Consider the following 14,265-nt stretch of genomic DNA (forward strand, 5'->3'; position numbering starts at 1 on the left):
TCATATCTTTAATGACATTAATGTTTGTCTCTCTGAGAACCCCATTTTTTTATATAGATACTTTGCTGGGTTGTTAACAAAAACATTTAAACGAATCTCGTTATAGCCTTTCTCTTTTAAAGAATTGATTCCTGCTTTAAGAAGCTTCGTTCCAATTCCTGTTTTTCGCTTTGGAGGAAGGACATAAAGGTCGAAAATATAGCCAATTGTCTCCTTCTCAATGTAATAATCCATGTTTTCTCCTAACAAAATCCAACCATAAATTTGGTTGTTTCCTTTTGCGATTAAATAATAACCCCCGTTTTGAAGGATGAATTGGTTAAGTTTGATCATTTTATCTATATTTGTTGGCAATAATGGTTCTTCTGCAAGGGTGTTATCAGGACTATTGAAAATGAATTCAATATCTGTCTGATTGGCTTCTTTTATATTGAAGATAATCATCACCTGCTTAAGTAGAATAAGGTTTTACTACTATCTTATGAAGAGAGGAAAAGATTTATTTTCTAAGAAATGGTTCGCAATGGTGACTAAAAGCAATGGTCCCCTTGCAAATGGTCATGACAACAAAATTGTTTTCATTTAACACGACAATGTCAGCGTCTTTTCCAATATCTATACTCCCTTTACGCTTCCATATACCGAGCTGCTTTGCAGGGTTAACAGAACTCATTTTAATACAATCTTCTATCGAGCAGTTTGTAAAACTCATCATGTTTAATACAGCGCTGTTCATGGTTAACATACTTCCTGCTAGAGTACCATCTTCCAATGTAGCTTTCCCATCTTGTACGAAAACTCTTTGATTAGCAAGCTCGTAAACGTCATTGTCTAAGCCTTTTGCCATAATGGAATCGGTGACTAGTAAAATGTTCTCCCGGTCCTTTTACTTGATAAACGAATTGAATAGTTTCTGGATGAAGGTGGATGCCATCTGCAATTAGTTCTACCATAATTCCTTCACTACTGAGACATCCTCCAACAATCCCAGGCTCCCGATGGTGAAATGGGCGCATCCCATTAAATAAGTGGGTTGCTTGTTTAGCACCAGATGTATACCCTTCTATAAATTCTGAAAAGGTTGCGTTACTATGTCCAAGAGAAGGAATAACATTATTATTGGCTAAAAATTTTATGAAAGGGGTCGCGTTTTCACCTTCAGGTGCAACCGTAACAACTTTTATTTTTCCTTTTGCTAACTTTTGCCATTTTGAAAATTGGATTATAGAAGGTGCTTGAATATGGTGCTTTGGTTGCGCTCCGGCTCGTCGTTCATTTATAAAAGGACCTTCTAAATGGATACCAATAATCTCAGCTTCATCAGGATGAGAAGTATATGTTCCAACAGATTCAAGAGCTCTTTCAATCTCTTTGTTTGAGGTAGTCATAGTAGTAGGTAAAAAACTTGTTGTACCTTCTTTTACGAGTTGTTTTGCCATTTTTGAGAGAGATTTGTGAGTGCCGTCCATGGCATCTGCTCCACCAGCTCCATGAAGATGAAGATCGATTCTTCCAGGAATTATTTTAAAGTTACTTGGGAAAACAAAATGATTTTGTTCACATAGTTGAATGTTTGGATCGGCAAAGGATTGAATGATCCCGTTTTTTATTACTATACCGCGATTTACAATTTCTTTTTCACAGTACAAGGGTGCACCAGTTAATATCATCATTTTCTCCTTACACTAAAAATTTATATAACAACCTTAATAAGATTATTATATAATAAAGATTGGTTCAATAGACATTGAAAGGAGGTTATTCGTTGAAGAAGTATTTACTTTTCATCACAATTATCGTAACAACAATTACATTTCCAACTAATATTTTCGCCAATCAAAATGATGAAAGAGTCGAAAAATTGGTAGTGAAACAAAAAGACAATGAGATTATAAAAGTCCCAGATTCCGTAAAAGAAATTTCAACAACCATTAAAAATGTAAAAGTGATTGAAGGAACGAAAGAGGAAATTAAGGGGATTAAAAAAGAATTACAAAAAGATTCAGATGTAGAATATGTTGAGGAAGTCGTGAAATATAAGCTCTTTAAAACATCGGATGATTCTTACTATAAGGGGAACCAACAAGATGTCTTTCAGGAAATAGGTGTAGAGGCAGCATGGGATATTTATCAGCCTCTCCAAAGGGTAAAGGTAGCGATCATTGATTCAGGAATTGATTCAGACCACTCTGATTTAAAAGCGAATATATCAAGTGACAAAAAAAGTATGATGACATCAACTGTTGAAGATATTGATGGTCATGGTACTCACGTAGCTGGAATCATTGGCGCAATAACAGATAACAATAAAGGAATTGCCTCTATATCTAAAGGAACGTCCCTTCTTCCAATTAAAGCTGGAGAAGGAGACGAGATAGATGATTATGTCATTGCTCAAGCGATCATTTATGCAGTTGATAACGGAGCAAAAATAATTAATTTAAGCTTAGGAGGTATTTATGACTCCAAAGTGTTACAAGACGCAATTGATTATGCCGATTCAAAAAAATGTTTTAGTTATTGCTGCTGCTGGGAATGAAAGTACGAATAGAGAAAGTTTTCCTGCAGCTTCTAATAATGTGTTAGGCGTTGGTGCACTTGATAATCGTTTAAATAGCCTAGCTAATTACTCCAACTATGGTTCTTGGGTTTCGGTTTCAGCACCGGGTACAAATATCTTTAGTACTTATTTAAATAACACATACCGTTCATCAAGTGGAACGAGTATGTCTAGTCCATTTGTAGCATCTCTAGCTGCAATGATTATGAATCAAGCACCTTATTTGTCTGCTGATCAAACAAGGTGGATTATAGAAAAAACAAGTGATGATTTCACAGGTAGTGACAAGATTAGTCATGGAAAAATAGATGTGGACGGTTCACTTAAGTTTATTGATACGTATAATCGAATTTATGGACAAGATGGGATTGAAACATCCATTGCCATTTCCAAAAACAGTTGGCCTGAGAGAATGCAGGCAGAGCTTTCTCCTTATGAACGTTCATTAAACAAAAACATTGAAGAGAAGAGTGGCTCGTTTGCCTACCTAGCAAGCTATGAAACGTTCCCTGATAGTTTATCTGCCAGCTCATTAGCCTATAAAACGCAGGCACCTATTTTGCTGACTCAATCGAATGGATTAAATGATTCTGTTAAGGAAGAATTGAAAAGATTGAACATTACAGATGTCGTTTTACTAGGTGGAGAAGTTGCTCTATCAGATAAAGTCAAGGAAGACGCTGAAAATGAAGGTTATCGTACGACAAGAATTAGTGGTCCAACAAGGTATGAAACAGCTGCTGAGATAGGAGACTATATTGCAAAGAAAAACGGTGAAGTCATTGTTGCCAGTGGTCAAAGCTTTGCAGATTCTTTATCGGCTTCAGCAATAGCGGCGAAGCTTCAAATACCGATCGTTTTCGTTAAAGGTAATGAAATACCGACAGCAACAAAAGAGTTTTTAAATAAATATGACTTTTCCTCCATTTATGTCGTTGGTGGAGAAAAGGTCGTTTCAAAGAAAATTGCTTCAACTCTAAAGGCTACTCGAATAGCAGGAGTGGATCGCTATGAAACAAATAAAGCGATATTATCTTATTTTTCTAAGCGCTATCCTATAGATGATCTCGTTTTTGCAACAGGTACCAATTATAAAGATGCTTTAACGGGTAGTGGGTTTGCAGGCTTCAAATAACGCTGGACTTGTTTTGACACATCCTAGTGAATTACAGTCTTCAACAAAAGCCTATATTGGACAGGTTAATTCTGATAATTTCACTGTTTTAGGAGGACCAGTAGCTATTGAATCAGAAATAGTCTGGCAAATTGATAGTATCATACAGTGATTTTTCGAATATAGTTACATTTGGAAAAGGTTAACGAGTGGGTTAACCTTTTTTCTATATATAAATATGATAAAATGTGAAGGTGATATTTTCAAACCACTGTAGAAAGGAAAACATAGATTGAATGATTTGAAGATGACAAAATCAAGAAGAGTTTTTATCGCATGTATTTTAGGCTCTTTATCGGCCCTTGGCCCGTTATCTATCGATATGTATTTACCATCGTTACCCTTGTTAACGAAAGATCTACATACGACAACCTCTCTCATACAGTTGTCGTTAACTGCATGTTTACTTGGGATTGCTATAGGGCAACTTTTTTTCGGTCCAATCAGTGACAAGATTGGGCGAAAAAAGCCGCTTATAGTTGCTTTGTTATTATATAGTTTTTCATCCTTTTTCTGCTCTGCTACAGACTCTGCTTTTATGTTGGTTATTTTTCGATTTTTACAAGGTTTTTTCGGTGCTGGCGGGATTGTAATTTCTCGATCTATTGTAAGAGATCTTTATTCGGGTAGTGAGTTAACAAAATTTTATGCCTTGTTAATGCTTGTAAATGGTTCTGCTCCTATTTTAGCACCAGTCATTGGAGGCCAATTGCTTTATATTACATCATGGAGAGGTGTATTTGTTGTATTGGCTATATTAAGCGTGATTATGCTTATCGCTGTGGTATGGAAAATTCCTGATACATTATCTGAGGGGAATCGAATACAAGGCAATTGGAAAGATACATTTCACTCCTACTTGTCTTTGTTAAAAAATCGACAATTTATCGGTTATGCCTTCACTCAAGGATTTGTCATGGCAGCGATGTTTGCTTATATTGCTGGTTCTCCATTTGTTATACAATCCATTTATGGTGTCTCTCCGCAAATGTTTAGTTTTATTTTTGCAGTAAATGGGGGGAGGTATTATCATTGCTAGCCAATTAACAGGGAGATTGGCAGAAAAAATAGGAGAAATGAGACTTTTTAAAGCGGGTATTTCAATCGCATTTCTTGGTAGTATATTGTTATTCGTCAGTATTCTATTCAGCTTGCCGCTAGTGGTTGTTCTTATTGCTCTTTTCCTAGTTGTCTCAAGTGTAGGGTTAGTGGCCACTTCCTCTTTTTCACTTGCTATGCAAAATCAGGAGCGGTCTGCGGGAAGTGCAGCAGCGATGCTAGGTTTACTTCCGTTTGTTTTAGGCGCAGTGGTTGCACCATTAGTAGGATTATTTGGTGAAAAAACAGCCGTTCCTATGGCAATCGTCATTGTTGTGTGTGAAATACTAGCTTTGCTTAGTTATTTTCTTTTGGTGAGGAAAACAGAAGGCCAAGTAAGTCGTGAAGTAGCCTAAAGGTCAATTGAAAAACTGGACACGAACATTTTTAGCTATTCGTGTCCAGTTTTTTTTTTCAATTTGGTTGTTTTTAATAAACATATAAAAAGCAGCTGAGAAGATGGTAATATAACCAATAACACTTAGTAAATCTGGACTCTCTCCAAAGATAAAGATGCTTAATAGTGTTGAAAAGACAATATTAAAGTAAAAGAAAATCGATATTTCCTTCGCAGGAGCAAATTTATAGGCTGAAGTGATTCCAAACTGTCCTACTGTTGCAAAGATTCCTGCAAGTAGTAAATATATCGTTTGTGTCGTGGTCATCGGTTCAAAAAATAGGAATACAAAGGGGAAAAGGGTTATGGTTGAGAAGGATGAAAAATAAAAGACAACCGTATAAAACTTTTCTCTAGATCCTAATACACGCAAAACCGTGTAGGCTCTCTGCCGCAAACACCGATGACAAAATTCCAATTGTATAAGGAAAAATATCAACAGAAAACTGTGGTTTAATAATAAAAAGAGTCCCTACAAAAGCAACAATAATAGCGAACCATTGATAAACAGCGGCTTTTTCTTTTAAAAATATAGATGAAAAAATTATTAATAAGAAGGGACTTAATTTATTTAACATGTCTGCATCTGATAGTACTAAATGGTCAATAGAGTAAAAGTATAACAAGATTCCCAAAGTTCCTAAAATGGACCGAAGTAATAAGAAAGGTTGATTTTCTTTTTTTTCCAAATAAACGTTCTTTATAGTGAATAACCATCATAAAGGAGATGATTGCTGAAATTAAATTTCGAAAAAACGTTTTTTGAACGGTAGGCAAGTCTCCAGATAGTTTTACGAACATCGACATAAATGAAAAACCAAGTGCTGCAACTAATAAAAGAATAATTCCTTTGTTTTTATCCTTCATTTTCAACCTCCATTATGTCCAATAACCAATTTTTTGCTTTTCTATGTAAAGTTAAGCATAAAACTTAATATATCACTGATTAATGCAAGAGTAAAAGAAATGACCATTTATTAAAAATTCGGACATATATATCTAGTAAAGGTCTTGATATTATGTTAAATTTACAGAAAGTTCAGTAAATTACTTATGGGAGGCATTCAAATGTCAGCTAATCAAATAATGAAGTTAATACCTTATGTTATTAATGAAAAGCTAGATGCAGTTAATGAAATACCTAAAGGTGTTGAATTAGTGCAAGCACCTCTTTTATGGAAGGAAAACATTACAGGAAAAAAAGTAAAGGTTGCTGTGTTAGATACAGGCTGTGATCTTTCTCATACAGATTTTAAAAATAGAGTAATAGATGTGAAAAACTTTACAACAGATGATAATGGAAACGCAAAAAATGTGACCGATTACAATGGTCACGGTACACATGTAGCAGGAACAATAGCGCAGAGCGAAATGGACAAGGAGTAGTAGGGGTTGCACCAGAGGCAAATTTAATTATCATTAAAGTTCTAGCAGGTGAAAAAGGGTCTGGAAAATACGAATGGATTACGAGTGGAATTCAATATGCAACAAAAATGAATGCAGACATTATCTCATTATCGTTAGGGGGACCAGTGGGTAATGACGAGCTTCATCAAGCAATAAAAGAGGCAGTAGATAAAGGTATTTTAGTCGTGTGTGCTGCTGGAAACGAAGGAGATGGAAATGAACGGACAGATGAGTACTCTTATCCAGCTGTCTATAATGAAGTGATTTCTGTTGGATCTGTCAACCTTCTTTATAAATCTTCAAGGTTTTCAAACTCTAATAAAGAAATAGATGTGGTCGCCCCTGGTGAGGCTATCCTCTCGACAATACCTGGAGATAAGTATGCAAGGTTAAGTGGTACATCAATGGCGACTCCACATGTTTCGGGTGCATTAGCATTAATAAAACAACTGTCAAAACGACAATTTGACCGTGAAATGTCAGAGCCAGAGTTGTATGCGCAATTAGTAAAGAGAACCATCCCTTTAGGATATTCAAAAACGTTAGAAGGAAACGGTTTTGTTTATTTAACGACACCATCTATATTGAGTGAAATAGTGAAAGACCAACAGATTGTCGATAAAGTATTATAATTTGATCGGAAAATGATCTCTCGTACCATAAATTAATGTAGCTGTTGAAAAAAATATCACATCCTTTTAATTAAAATAATGGTAAGATAGTAGATAGCAATAAGGAGGTGGTAATGTTGAAAATGACTTCTGAACAAGCAAAAAAATTAAACGAATTAAAACAACAATTGATGAATGCTTCGACATCCGAAGAAGTAAAAAATTGGTCCCAGGCTATACAAGAATTTATCGATAATATTGACAAGCATTCAGATGAAAAAGAAGTAGTTTTTCATTTTAGAAACAACGATTTCTTTGAGCTAAAAGATAAAATGATGAATGCAACAGACCCCGAGGAAGCAGCTAAATATGAACAAAGAATTCATCAATTTATAGAAAATTTAGAAAAACGCCGTGTTTCTAATTAGTTAAAGTTAATGAACCACTTATTAAACGAGGGTATCCAATTCTGTCTCTAGACGATTGGATACCCTCTAGTAATTTAAGCATAATAAAGGTCATAGATAGAATAAGAAAATGTCTCTCGAATAAAATTATTTATTTTTTGTTGACTTTTAAGGCTATATTTGGTATATTTTAATTAACAACATGACGAAAGCTAACAAGATAATTCTCCGTTAAGTATGTATTGTTTGGTTTCATTAACCCCCTTTTCGCGTCCTAGCTTAAAGCTAGGCTTTTTTTAATTTTCGTCAAAAAAAAAAAGAATGGCTCTTAGGAGTCATTCTATCAAAAGGGGAGTACAATGTAATAGCTGTTGTTAGCTATAAACACATTGTATGATTGAAATGTGTCAGCAATAAGTCAAGATAATACTTTTTATCATTTTCTGAAACATACAATGTGCTAGCGTTGCCGTCCCTCCAAGCGTAAGCTTCCGCTTTACTACTTCGTTGTAGGAGTAGGTGCTCCTTCCATGAGCTTAGCGAAGATAGGAAAAGAGAATTGAACAACGAACCCAAGTGTTAAAGTTACGACAATTGTACCAATTCCAATAGCACCAGCTGGAAGTCCTCCCAATATGAAAGCAAGTGTTAATGCAAATCCTTCACTAATTAACCGTGATTGTAACAGATTTAGTTTAAAACGTGTTTGAACCGCTACCATTAACGTGTCCATTGGACTTGCTGGGAATTTTGCTTGTAAGTAAATCGCAATCCCCATTCCAAGAGTTAAAATTCCAGCAATGATTGTTGCCCACTGGAGCGGGAATGTACTTGGGTTAAGCCCCCCAAAGACAAATAGCCAAAAGTCAATTAACTTACCTATTAGTAAGATTGTAAGGGCTTCTAAAAATCTAGGTCTTTCATTTAAAAGTAGAGCATTAATAAAAATTAACCCAATCCCGTTAATAAATACAAATGTTCCGATCGTTAAACCAAATAAACTGTATTCGCTTACAGCTAACGAATCCCAAGCAGACGCTCCTAGGGAAGACTTAATGATGAGAGCAACACCCATTGTTAAAATTAGTACCCCAACTGAGAAAAATAAAAGTCTACGTTTCATAATTTGTTTCTCCTTTATTATTAAATATAGCATCCCATTTTTTAGAGTTCATATCGTTTCTTTGCAATCGTTATCAAAAATAGGATTGGACTAATCAGTCATTTTTATTAGAAATGAATTATTCCGCCCTATTTATATCATATAAACATGTGAATATTACAAATGTTCTTTCATATAGTTTCTCTATATTCAATTGTTAACTTCTTCACATAGTAGAGTGTTATTGATAAAATAATGATATGCAAGCTATAAAAATTGATGCATAGGAAGGATGTAGAATTGGAATTATTAGAGGTCAGACATCCGACTGACAACAACTATAGTGTACTTGATAAAGACTCACTTTTCAACGATAAACTTTTGTAATAAATGAAACATTTGTCTGTTTTGAAACGTAGAATAATTGTGAGTGACAAAAAATGAAGGAGGCATTATTATGTTCGAACTTTTTAAAAGAGTTAAAACGGTTGTGAATGCTGAGTTACATTCTATGCTCGAGAAAGCAGAAGACCCTGTATTGATGATTGATCAATATTTAAGGGAAATGAATAAAGAGTTATTGGATGCAGAAAAAAACACATCTAAAATGATAGCTGAAGAAAAATTGTTAGCTAGAAAAAAAACAGATCTCACATCACAAATAGCAAAACGTGAAATGCAAGCTTTAGAAGCATTGAAAAATGAGAGAGAAGATTTGGCTAAACGAGCTTTAGAAGATAAAAAGCGGTTGAATGAAGAGGTAGAACAAATGAAGAGTTTACACCATTCTACCTCATTACAAGTAGAAGATTTAAAGGACAGATTAAAAGTAATGAAAAATGATTATCGTCAAATGGAGTTAAAACGTGATTCGCTGAAAGCTCGTGCAAAGGCTGCTAGTACGAAAAAAACGATAAATGAGGCCTTTCGTACCTCAGACGAACAAAGTCCTCAATCTGGTTTTGGACGTATGGAAGAAAAAGTAATTCGTATGGAGGCAGAAGCTCATGCGAGTGAAGAGATGGGAATGGTAAATCGCACTCTAGATCAAGAGCTAGATTCAATAACCACCGATCAAGAAATTAATGACGAACTAGAGCAACTAAAAAAGAAATTAATAAATGAAAAAGAATGAATCAAAAGGATGACCTAAATTGGAATTATTCGGATCTCAAATTGAATCAATCTATTTAATCGTTCTTATTGTGTCAAGTCTTCTGACAGTATTATATATATTCTTTGGAGATATTATAGAAGGAATGAGTGAAAGTACGGGCTTTTTAAACCCAACGTTAATACTGTCTTTTTTCACCTTTTTATCAGCGATTGGATATATATTGGAGAAGCTAACACCGTTTGGAACAAGCGCTGTCTTAGGAATTTCAATTATACTAGCTCTTGCTTTGGACACTCTGTTAAACTATTTTGTCTTAATTCCATTATCTAATGCAGAAGAGTCTCTTGTTTATACAGAGGACTCATTAAAAGGAAGAGTGGGAAGAGTAATTACATCTATACCTAAAGATGGTTTTGGAGAAGTATTAATTGAAAGCTATAGTGGGGCTGTTGCTAAATCCGCAGTGAGTTTTGACAATATTGATATTGCTAGTGGAGAAAATATACTAGTTATTGATGTTATAAATGGAGTCTTACATGTAACTATTCAAGAAAGTTTTGATGATTACTAAATAAATAGGTTTCAAAAAACATAGGGAGAGGATCATATGACGTTAACACCCATATTTGTAATTATTGGAGTAGTGGTATTTTTACTAATTGCTCTTATTGGAGTTTTTATCTCAAAATATCGAACGGCTGGTCCAGATGAAGCGCTAATTGTTACAGGAAGTTATTTAGGAAGTAAAAATGTCCACGTAGATGAATCAGGTAATAAGATTAAAATTATTCGCGGTGGTGGGGCTTTTATTTTCCCAGTTTTTCAACAAGCTGAGCCATTAAGTCTATTATCGAGCAAACTAGAAGTAACAACACCAGAAGTGTATACAGAGCAAGGAGTCCCTGTTCTTGCAGATGGTACAGCTATCATCAAAATTGGCGGCTCAATCGGTGAGATTGCGACTGCAGCTGAACAATTTCTAGGAAAGAAGAAAGAAGATCGTGAAGGTGAAGCTCGTGAAGTGTTAGAAGGGCATCTCCGATCTATATTAGGTTCTATGACGGTTGAAGAAATATATAAGAATAGAGATAAATTTTCACAAGAAGTGCAGCGAGTAGCCACGCAAGATTTGGCGAAGATGGGATTAGTAATCGTTTCATTTACGATTAAAGATGTTCGAGATAAAAATGGCTATTTAGATTCTTTAGGGAAACCTAGAATTGCTCAAGTAAAACGAGATGCTGATATTGCAACGGCTGAGGCAGAAAAAGAAACACGAATTAAACGAGCCGAAGCTGATAAAGATGCAAAGAAATCTGAGTTAGAAAGAGCGACAGAAATCGCAGAATCAGAAAAAGACAATCAAATGAAAATGGCAGAATATCGTAGGGATCAAGATATTGCCAAAGCCAAAGCAGACCAAGCATATGACTTAGAGTCTGCAAGAGCAAAGCAAGAAGTAACAGAGCAAGAAATGCAAATTAAAATTATTGAGCGACAAAAGCAAATTGAGTTAGAAGAAAAAGAGATACTTAGAAGAGAGCGTCAATATGACTCGGAAGTGAAGAAAAAGGCAGATGCGGATCGTTATTCCGTTGAACAATCCGCTGAGGCAGAAAAAGCAAAAAATATTGCCGAAGCCGATGCGAATAAATATCGAATTGAAGCAATGGCCAAGGCTGAGGCAGAAAAAGTTCGAATTGATGGGGTAGCAAAAGCAGATGCCCAGCGTGCGCAAGGGGAATCTGAAGCAGAAGTTATTCGTCTGAAAGGGCTAGCAGAGGCGGAAGCGAAACGCAAAATTGCAGAAGCCTTTGAATACTACGGTCAAGCCGCTATTTTAGATATGATCACACATATGCTTCCTGAATATGCGAAAGAGGTTGCTCGTCCACTTGCGAATATAGATAAAATTACCGTAGTTGATACAGGATCAGGTGAGCAAGGCGGAGCGAATAAAGTTACAAGCTATGCAACAGACTTGATGGCAACTCTGCAAGAAAGTTTAAAAGCCTCTTCAGGTCTAGATGTAAAAGAACTAATTGAAAATTTCTCAGGTAAAGGAAATGTGCGGAATAGTATTGATGAACTTACACATCAACTCGCCGAATCAAAAACAGAAATGGCAGCAACAAATCAAAGTAATGAAGAGAAAGAGGAAGATTAGGGAAAGAATATAGTTTAAGAGGTTGTAAGAAATTTTCTTATTCCTAATACAGATTAATATGGCGAAGGCGATGAAGGGCAAAGAAGTCTTTCTTTTCATCGCCCTCTTTCTTTTTCTTTTAAAATGCGTACATACATACTAGGAGAATATAAAATGAATAAGATCAAATCAAAACTAAAAAAAGAAAAAAAGTCTGAAAAAGAAGATTTTAAGAATAAAACCATTTCACTAATAGCTATAACGATCATATTTGCGATCTTAATTGTTACTATTAAGTTATTGGGATTTACAGGAATTGATAATCAGTGGATTTCATTTGGAGCAGCATTCATTACTCCTATTATCTTTAATCCTTTAGATAAGTTTCTAAATCGTATTTTAGGATCAAAGGACGATGACACCTTATCTTTAATCTTAATTTTGAGTGGGTTTCTTTCATTATTATTGGTTGCTGGTTTGTTTGGTATTTAACCAGTTTGGTATTAGTAGATTGCTACATTATCTTTTGAAATCTAAAACTAGTCACGTTTTATACGTGACTAGTTTTTTGAATATTTACGCAACCTCTTCATTAGAAGCTTTATGCTCTGGTAACTTTAATGAAAGTGGTTTATGTTTTTTCTTTGTTAGCTCAGATACAACAAAGATTGTGATGAAACAAGCGATTGTCGCTAGCGTTCGAAATGGAAATTTTACAATTCCGTCTTCAATCATAGGATAAGGTAAAAACGCAGGGAGTCCAAATTCTGGTTCTCCTCCACCTAATCTTAAGAATACAGCGACGCAAAGACCTGCTAAAGAACCAACCCAGTTGGCATTCTTATAGAAAAGCGCCATCGTTAACTGTGGAAATAAAATACAATAAACGAGGTCAGATGCTAGATACCATAAGACATAAACACTTTTTACGTTTAATGCAATGACCATCGCTGCTGTACCGATAATAATAATTGAAGCTTTTATCACTTTTTGAAGCTGTAAATCTGTAGCTTTTGGCTTGACCAATGGTCGATACACGTTCCAAGCAGCCATTGATGACGCGGATAAAATTGATGAATCCATGGATGACATTACTGCCGCTGCTAAAGCACCAAGTCCAATAGAAGCAATTATTTCAGGCGTTAAAAATTTAAAAACATAGGGTAAAATATTGGCTGCGTTTTCAGGGGCAGTCGTACCGAATGTCTGCCCAATCAGCATTATAGCCAATAACCCCAATCATCGTTGCTGGAATCGCCGCAATAATACAGATGAACCCTGCAGTTATTGACAGCCACATTGCTGTTTTTTCATCCTTTGCCGACAGTACACGTTGGAAGTATACTTGCCAAGCAATTCCACCAAATATGAGTAATAAAGCATAATCCCACCAATTCCAGAAATCATATCCCCAATCGGGATGATTCCAACCATCAAGCGGAGGGATGAGATTTGCGAAAGTTCCCATGTCAGCTTTATAGGTTGACCAAAGAGTAGAAAACTCTCCTACACTATCAATTGCAAAAGGAAGGACGATAAATAAACCTAATAAGAGTACGATCATTTGGAAAACGTCAGTGTATGCTACCGCCCACATTCCTCCTACGACCGTATAAGAGATTGCAATAATAGCAGAAATGATAATAGATGTAGTGAAATCAATATTTAAGATGGTCCCAAAAGTGGTTCCTAGAGCCGTTAAGATGGCTGCACTCCAAAACATTTCTCCTAATAATGCAGGGATGTAAAGAGCACCTGCTAATTTCTTACCAAAACGTTGTTCGAGAGGATCGATGATCGTTTTGAATTCATAGCGACGCATTTTTCTAGCATAGAATATTCCACCAATGATAAGAGATAAAGCATAGCCCCATGGAGCTTGTACCCAAACAACACCCCAGCTATAAGCGTATTCTGCAGTACCATTGATGTATCCTCCACCAATCCAAGTAGCAGACATTGTAAACATGGCAATAAATAGAGGCATTTTTCTACCAGCTACAATCATGTCGTCGATTGAGTTTGATTTTTTAGAAGCCATAAAGGCCCCAACATAATAAACAATCGCGTAGAATACGAGCATTGAAATAAATCCACCCCAGTGGATATTTTCACTCGTTAAAGCTACATAAACCGTAATTCCGAGCATTAGAGCAATAAATAAAATGATTTTTAATGAATTCTTTTTTTGTTTTTCTTGCTGCTGATTCAGCACTGCAACACACTCCTTATTTTTAAAATATTCT

General features: G+C 35.5%; 12 protein-coding genes and 4 pseudogenes. 10 read left to right on the forward strand and 6 right to left on the reverse strand.

Features of this window, described 5'->3' with window-relative positions; genetic code table 11:
* The 3 genes from LC087_RS02120 to nagA are packed head-to-tail and all read right to left on the reverse strand — an operon-like array spanning position 1 to position 1,670.
* Positions 1-444: a GNAT family N-acetyltransferase gene (locus LC087_RS02120; protein ID WP_226538857.1), complete on the reverse strand. Its 444-nt coding sequence runs from the start codon at positions 442-444 to the stop codon at positions 1-3.
* Between the two features lie 55 nt (positions 445-499).
* Positions 500-847, reverse strand: coding sequence for an amidohydrolase family protein (locus LC087_RS02125; protein ID WP_306019855.1), 348 nt, complete (start codon positions 845-847; stop codon positions 500-502).
* Positions 825-1,670, reverse strand: coding sequence for an N-acetylglucosamine-6-phosphate deacetylase (gene nagA / locus LC087_RS02130; RefSeq protein ID WP_306019857.1), 846 nt, complete (start codon positions 1,668-1,670; stop codon positions 825-827). The genes LC087_RS02125 and nagA overlap by 23 nt, the downstream gene beginning before the upstream one ends.
* Positions 1,671-1,765: 95 nt before the next feature.
* Between nagA and LC087_RS02135 the strand changes: the two genes are divergently transcribed.
* The 4 genes and pseudogenes from LC087_RS02135 to LC087_RS02150 all read left to right on the forward strand — a co-directional run bounded on the left by LC087_RS02135 (position 1,766) and on the right by LC087_RS02150 (position 5,188).
* Positions 1,766-2,539, forward strand: a complete 774-nt coding sequence (locus tag LC087_RS02135) for a S8 family serine peptidase (RefSeq protein WP_306019858.1) — start codon at positions 1,766-1,768, stop codon at positions 2,537-2,539.
* A complete protein-coding gene (locus tag LC087_RS02140) occupies positions 2,460-3,695 on the forward strand; it encodes a cell wall-binding repeat-containing protein (RefSeq protein WP_306019860.1) in 1,236 nt (411 codons plus the stop codon). The genes LC087_RS02135 and LC087_RS02140 overlap by 80 nt, the downstream gene beginning before the upstream one ends.
* Positions 3,679-3,846 (forward strand): hypothetical protein, encoded by a 168-nt coding sequence (locus LC087_RS02145; RefSeq protein ID WP_306019861.1) that lies wholly within the window; start codon positions 3,679-3,681, stop codon positions 3,844-3,846. The genes LC087_RS02140 and LC087_RS02145 overlap by 17 nt, the downstream gene beginning before the upstream one ends.
* 159 nt (positions 3,847-4,005) lie before the next feature.
* A pseudogene (locus LC087_RS02150) lies at positions 4,006-5,188 on the forward strand (multidrug effflux MFS transporter).
* A 3-nt stretch (positions 5,189-5,191) separates the two neighbouring features.
* Here the strand turns inward: LC087_RS02150 and LC087_RS02155 are convergent.
* Positions 5,192-6,096, reverse strand: a pseudogene (locus LC087_RS02155) (DMT family transporter).
* Positions 6,097-6,297: 201 nt separating this feature from the next.
* On the opposite strand from LC087_RS02155, the pseudogene LC087_RS02160 reads away from it, so the two are divergent.
* Positions 6,298-7,268, forward strand: a pseudogene (locus tag LC087_RS02160) (S8 family peptidase).
* Positions 7,269-7,384: 116 nt separating this feature from the next.
* Complete coding sequence (locus tag LC087_RS02165) at positions 7,385-7,675, forward strand: hypothetical protein (protein WP_306019863.1); 291 nt, start codon at positions 7,385-7,387, stop codon at positions 7,673-7,675.
* Positions 7,676-8,153: 478 nt separating this feature from the next.
* Here LC087_RS02165 and LC087_RS02170 read toward each other — a convergent pair whose 3' ends face one another.
* Entirely contained in the window at positions 8,154-8,777 is a 624-nt protein-coding gene (locus LC087_RS02170; RefSeq protein WP_226538863.1) for a YczE/YyaS/YitT family protein, read from the reverse strand.
* Positions 8,778-9,213: 436 nt separating this feature from the next.
* On the opposite strand from LC087_RS02170, the gene LC087_RS02175 reads away from it, so the two are divergent.
* From LC087_RS02175 to LC087_RS02190, 4 genes are all read left to right on the forward strand, one after another.
* On the forward strand, positions 9,214-9,891 hold the full coding sequence (locus tag LC087_RS02175) for a PspA/IM30 family protein (protein ID WP_226538864.1): 678 nt from the start codon (positions 9,214-9,216) through the stop codon (positions 9,889-9,891).
* Positions 9,892-9,910: 19 nt separating this feature from the next.
* Positions 9,911-10,444, forward strand: coding sequence for an NfeD family membrane protein (locus LC087_RS02180; RefSeq protein WP_226538865.1), 534 nt, complete (start codon positions 9,911-9,913; stop codon positions 10,442-10,444).
* A 36-nt stretch (positions 10,445-10,480) separates the two neighbouring features.
* Positions 10,481-12,040, forward strand: coding sequence for a flotillin lipid rafts scaffold protein FloT (locus LC087_RS02185; RefSeq protein WP_226538866.1), 1,560 nt, complete (start codon positions 10,481-10,483; stop codon positions 12,038-12,040).
* Positions 12,041-12,193: 153 nt separating this feature from the next.
* Positions 12,194-12,511 (forward strand): hypothetical protein, encoded by a 318-nt coding sequence (locus tag LC087_RS02190; RefSeq protein ID WP_226538867.1) that lies wholly within the window; start codon positions 12,194-12,196, stop codon positions 12,509-12,511.
* 84 nt (positions 12,512-12,595) lie between these two features.
* Here the strand turns inward: LC087_RS02190 and LC087_RS02195 are convergent.
* Positions 12,596-14,168: pseudogene (locus LC087_RS02195) on the reverse strand (sodium:solute symporter family protein).
* Positions 14,169-14,265: the final 97 nt, after the last annotated feature.

The organism is Bacillus carboniphilus, assembly GCF_020524035.2.
GTDB lineage: Bacteria > Bacillota > Bacilli > Bacillales > JAIVKR01 > Bacillus_CC.

Coding starts and splice junctions, on each gene's coding strand:
- LC087_RS02120 (WP_226538857.1), bottom strand. CDS start 444: ATGATTATCTTCAATATAAAAGAAGCCAATCAGACAGATATTGAATTC.
- LC087_RS02125 (WP_306019855.1), bottom strand. CDS start 847: ATGGCAAAAGGCTTAGACAATGACGTTTACGAGCTTGCTAATCAAAGA.
- nagA (WP_306019857.1), bottom strand. CDS start 1,670: ATGATATTAACTGGTGCACCCTTGTACTGTGAAAAAGAAATTGTAAAT.
- LC087_RS02140 (WP_306019860.1), top strand. CDS start 2,460: ATGACTCCAAAGTGTTACAAGACGCAATTGATTATGCCGATTCAAAAA.
- LC087_RS02170 (WP_226538863.1), bottom strand. CDS start 8,777: ATGAAACGTAGACTTTTATTTTTCTCAGTTGGGGTACTAATTTTAACA.
- LC087_RS02175 (WP_226538864.1), top strand. CDS start 9,214: ATGTTCGAACTTTTTAAAAGAGTTAAAACGGTTGTGAATGCTGAGTTA.
- LC087_RS02185 (WP_226538866.1), top strand. CDS start 10,481: ATGACGTTAACACCCATATTTGTAATTATTGGAGTAGTGGTATTTTTA.
- LC087_RS02190 (WP_226538867.1), top strand. CDS start 12,194: ATGAATAAGATCAAATCAAAACTAAAAAAAGAAAAAAAGTCTGAAAAA.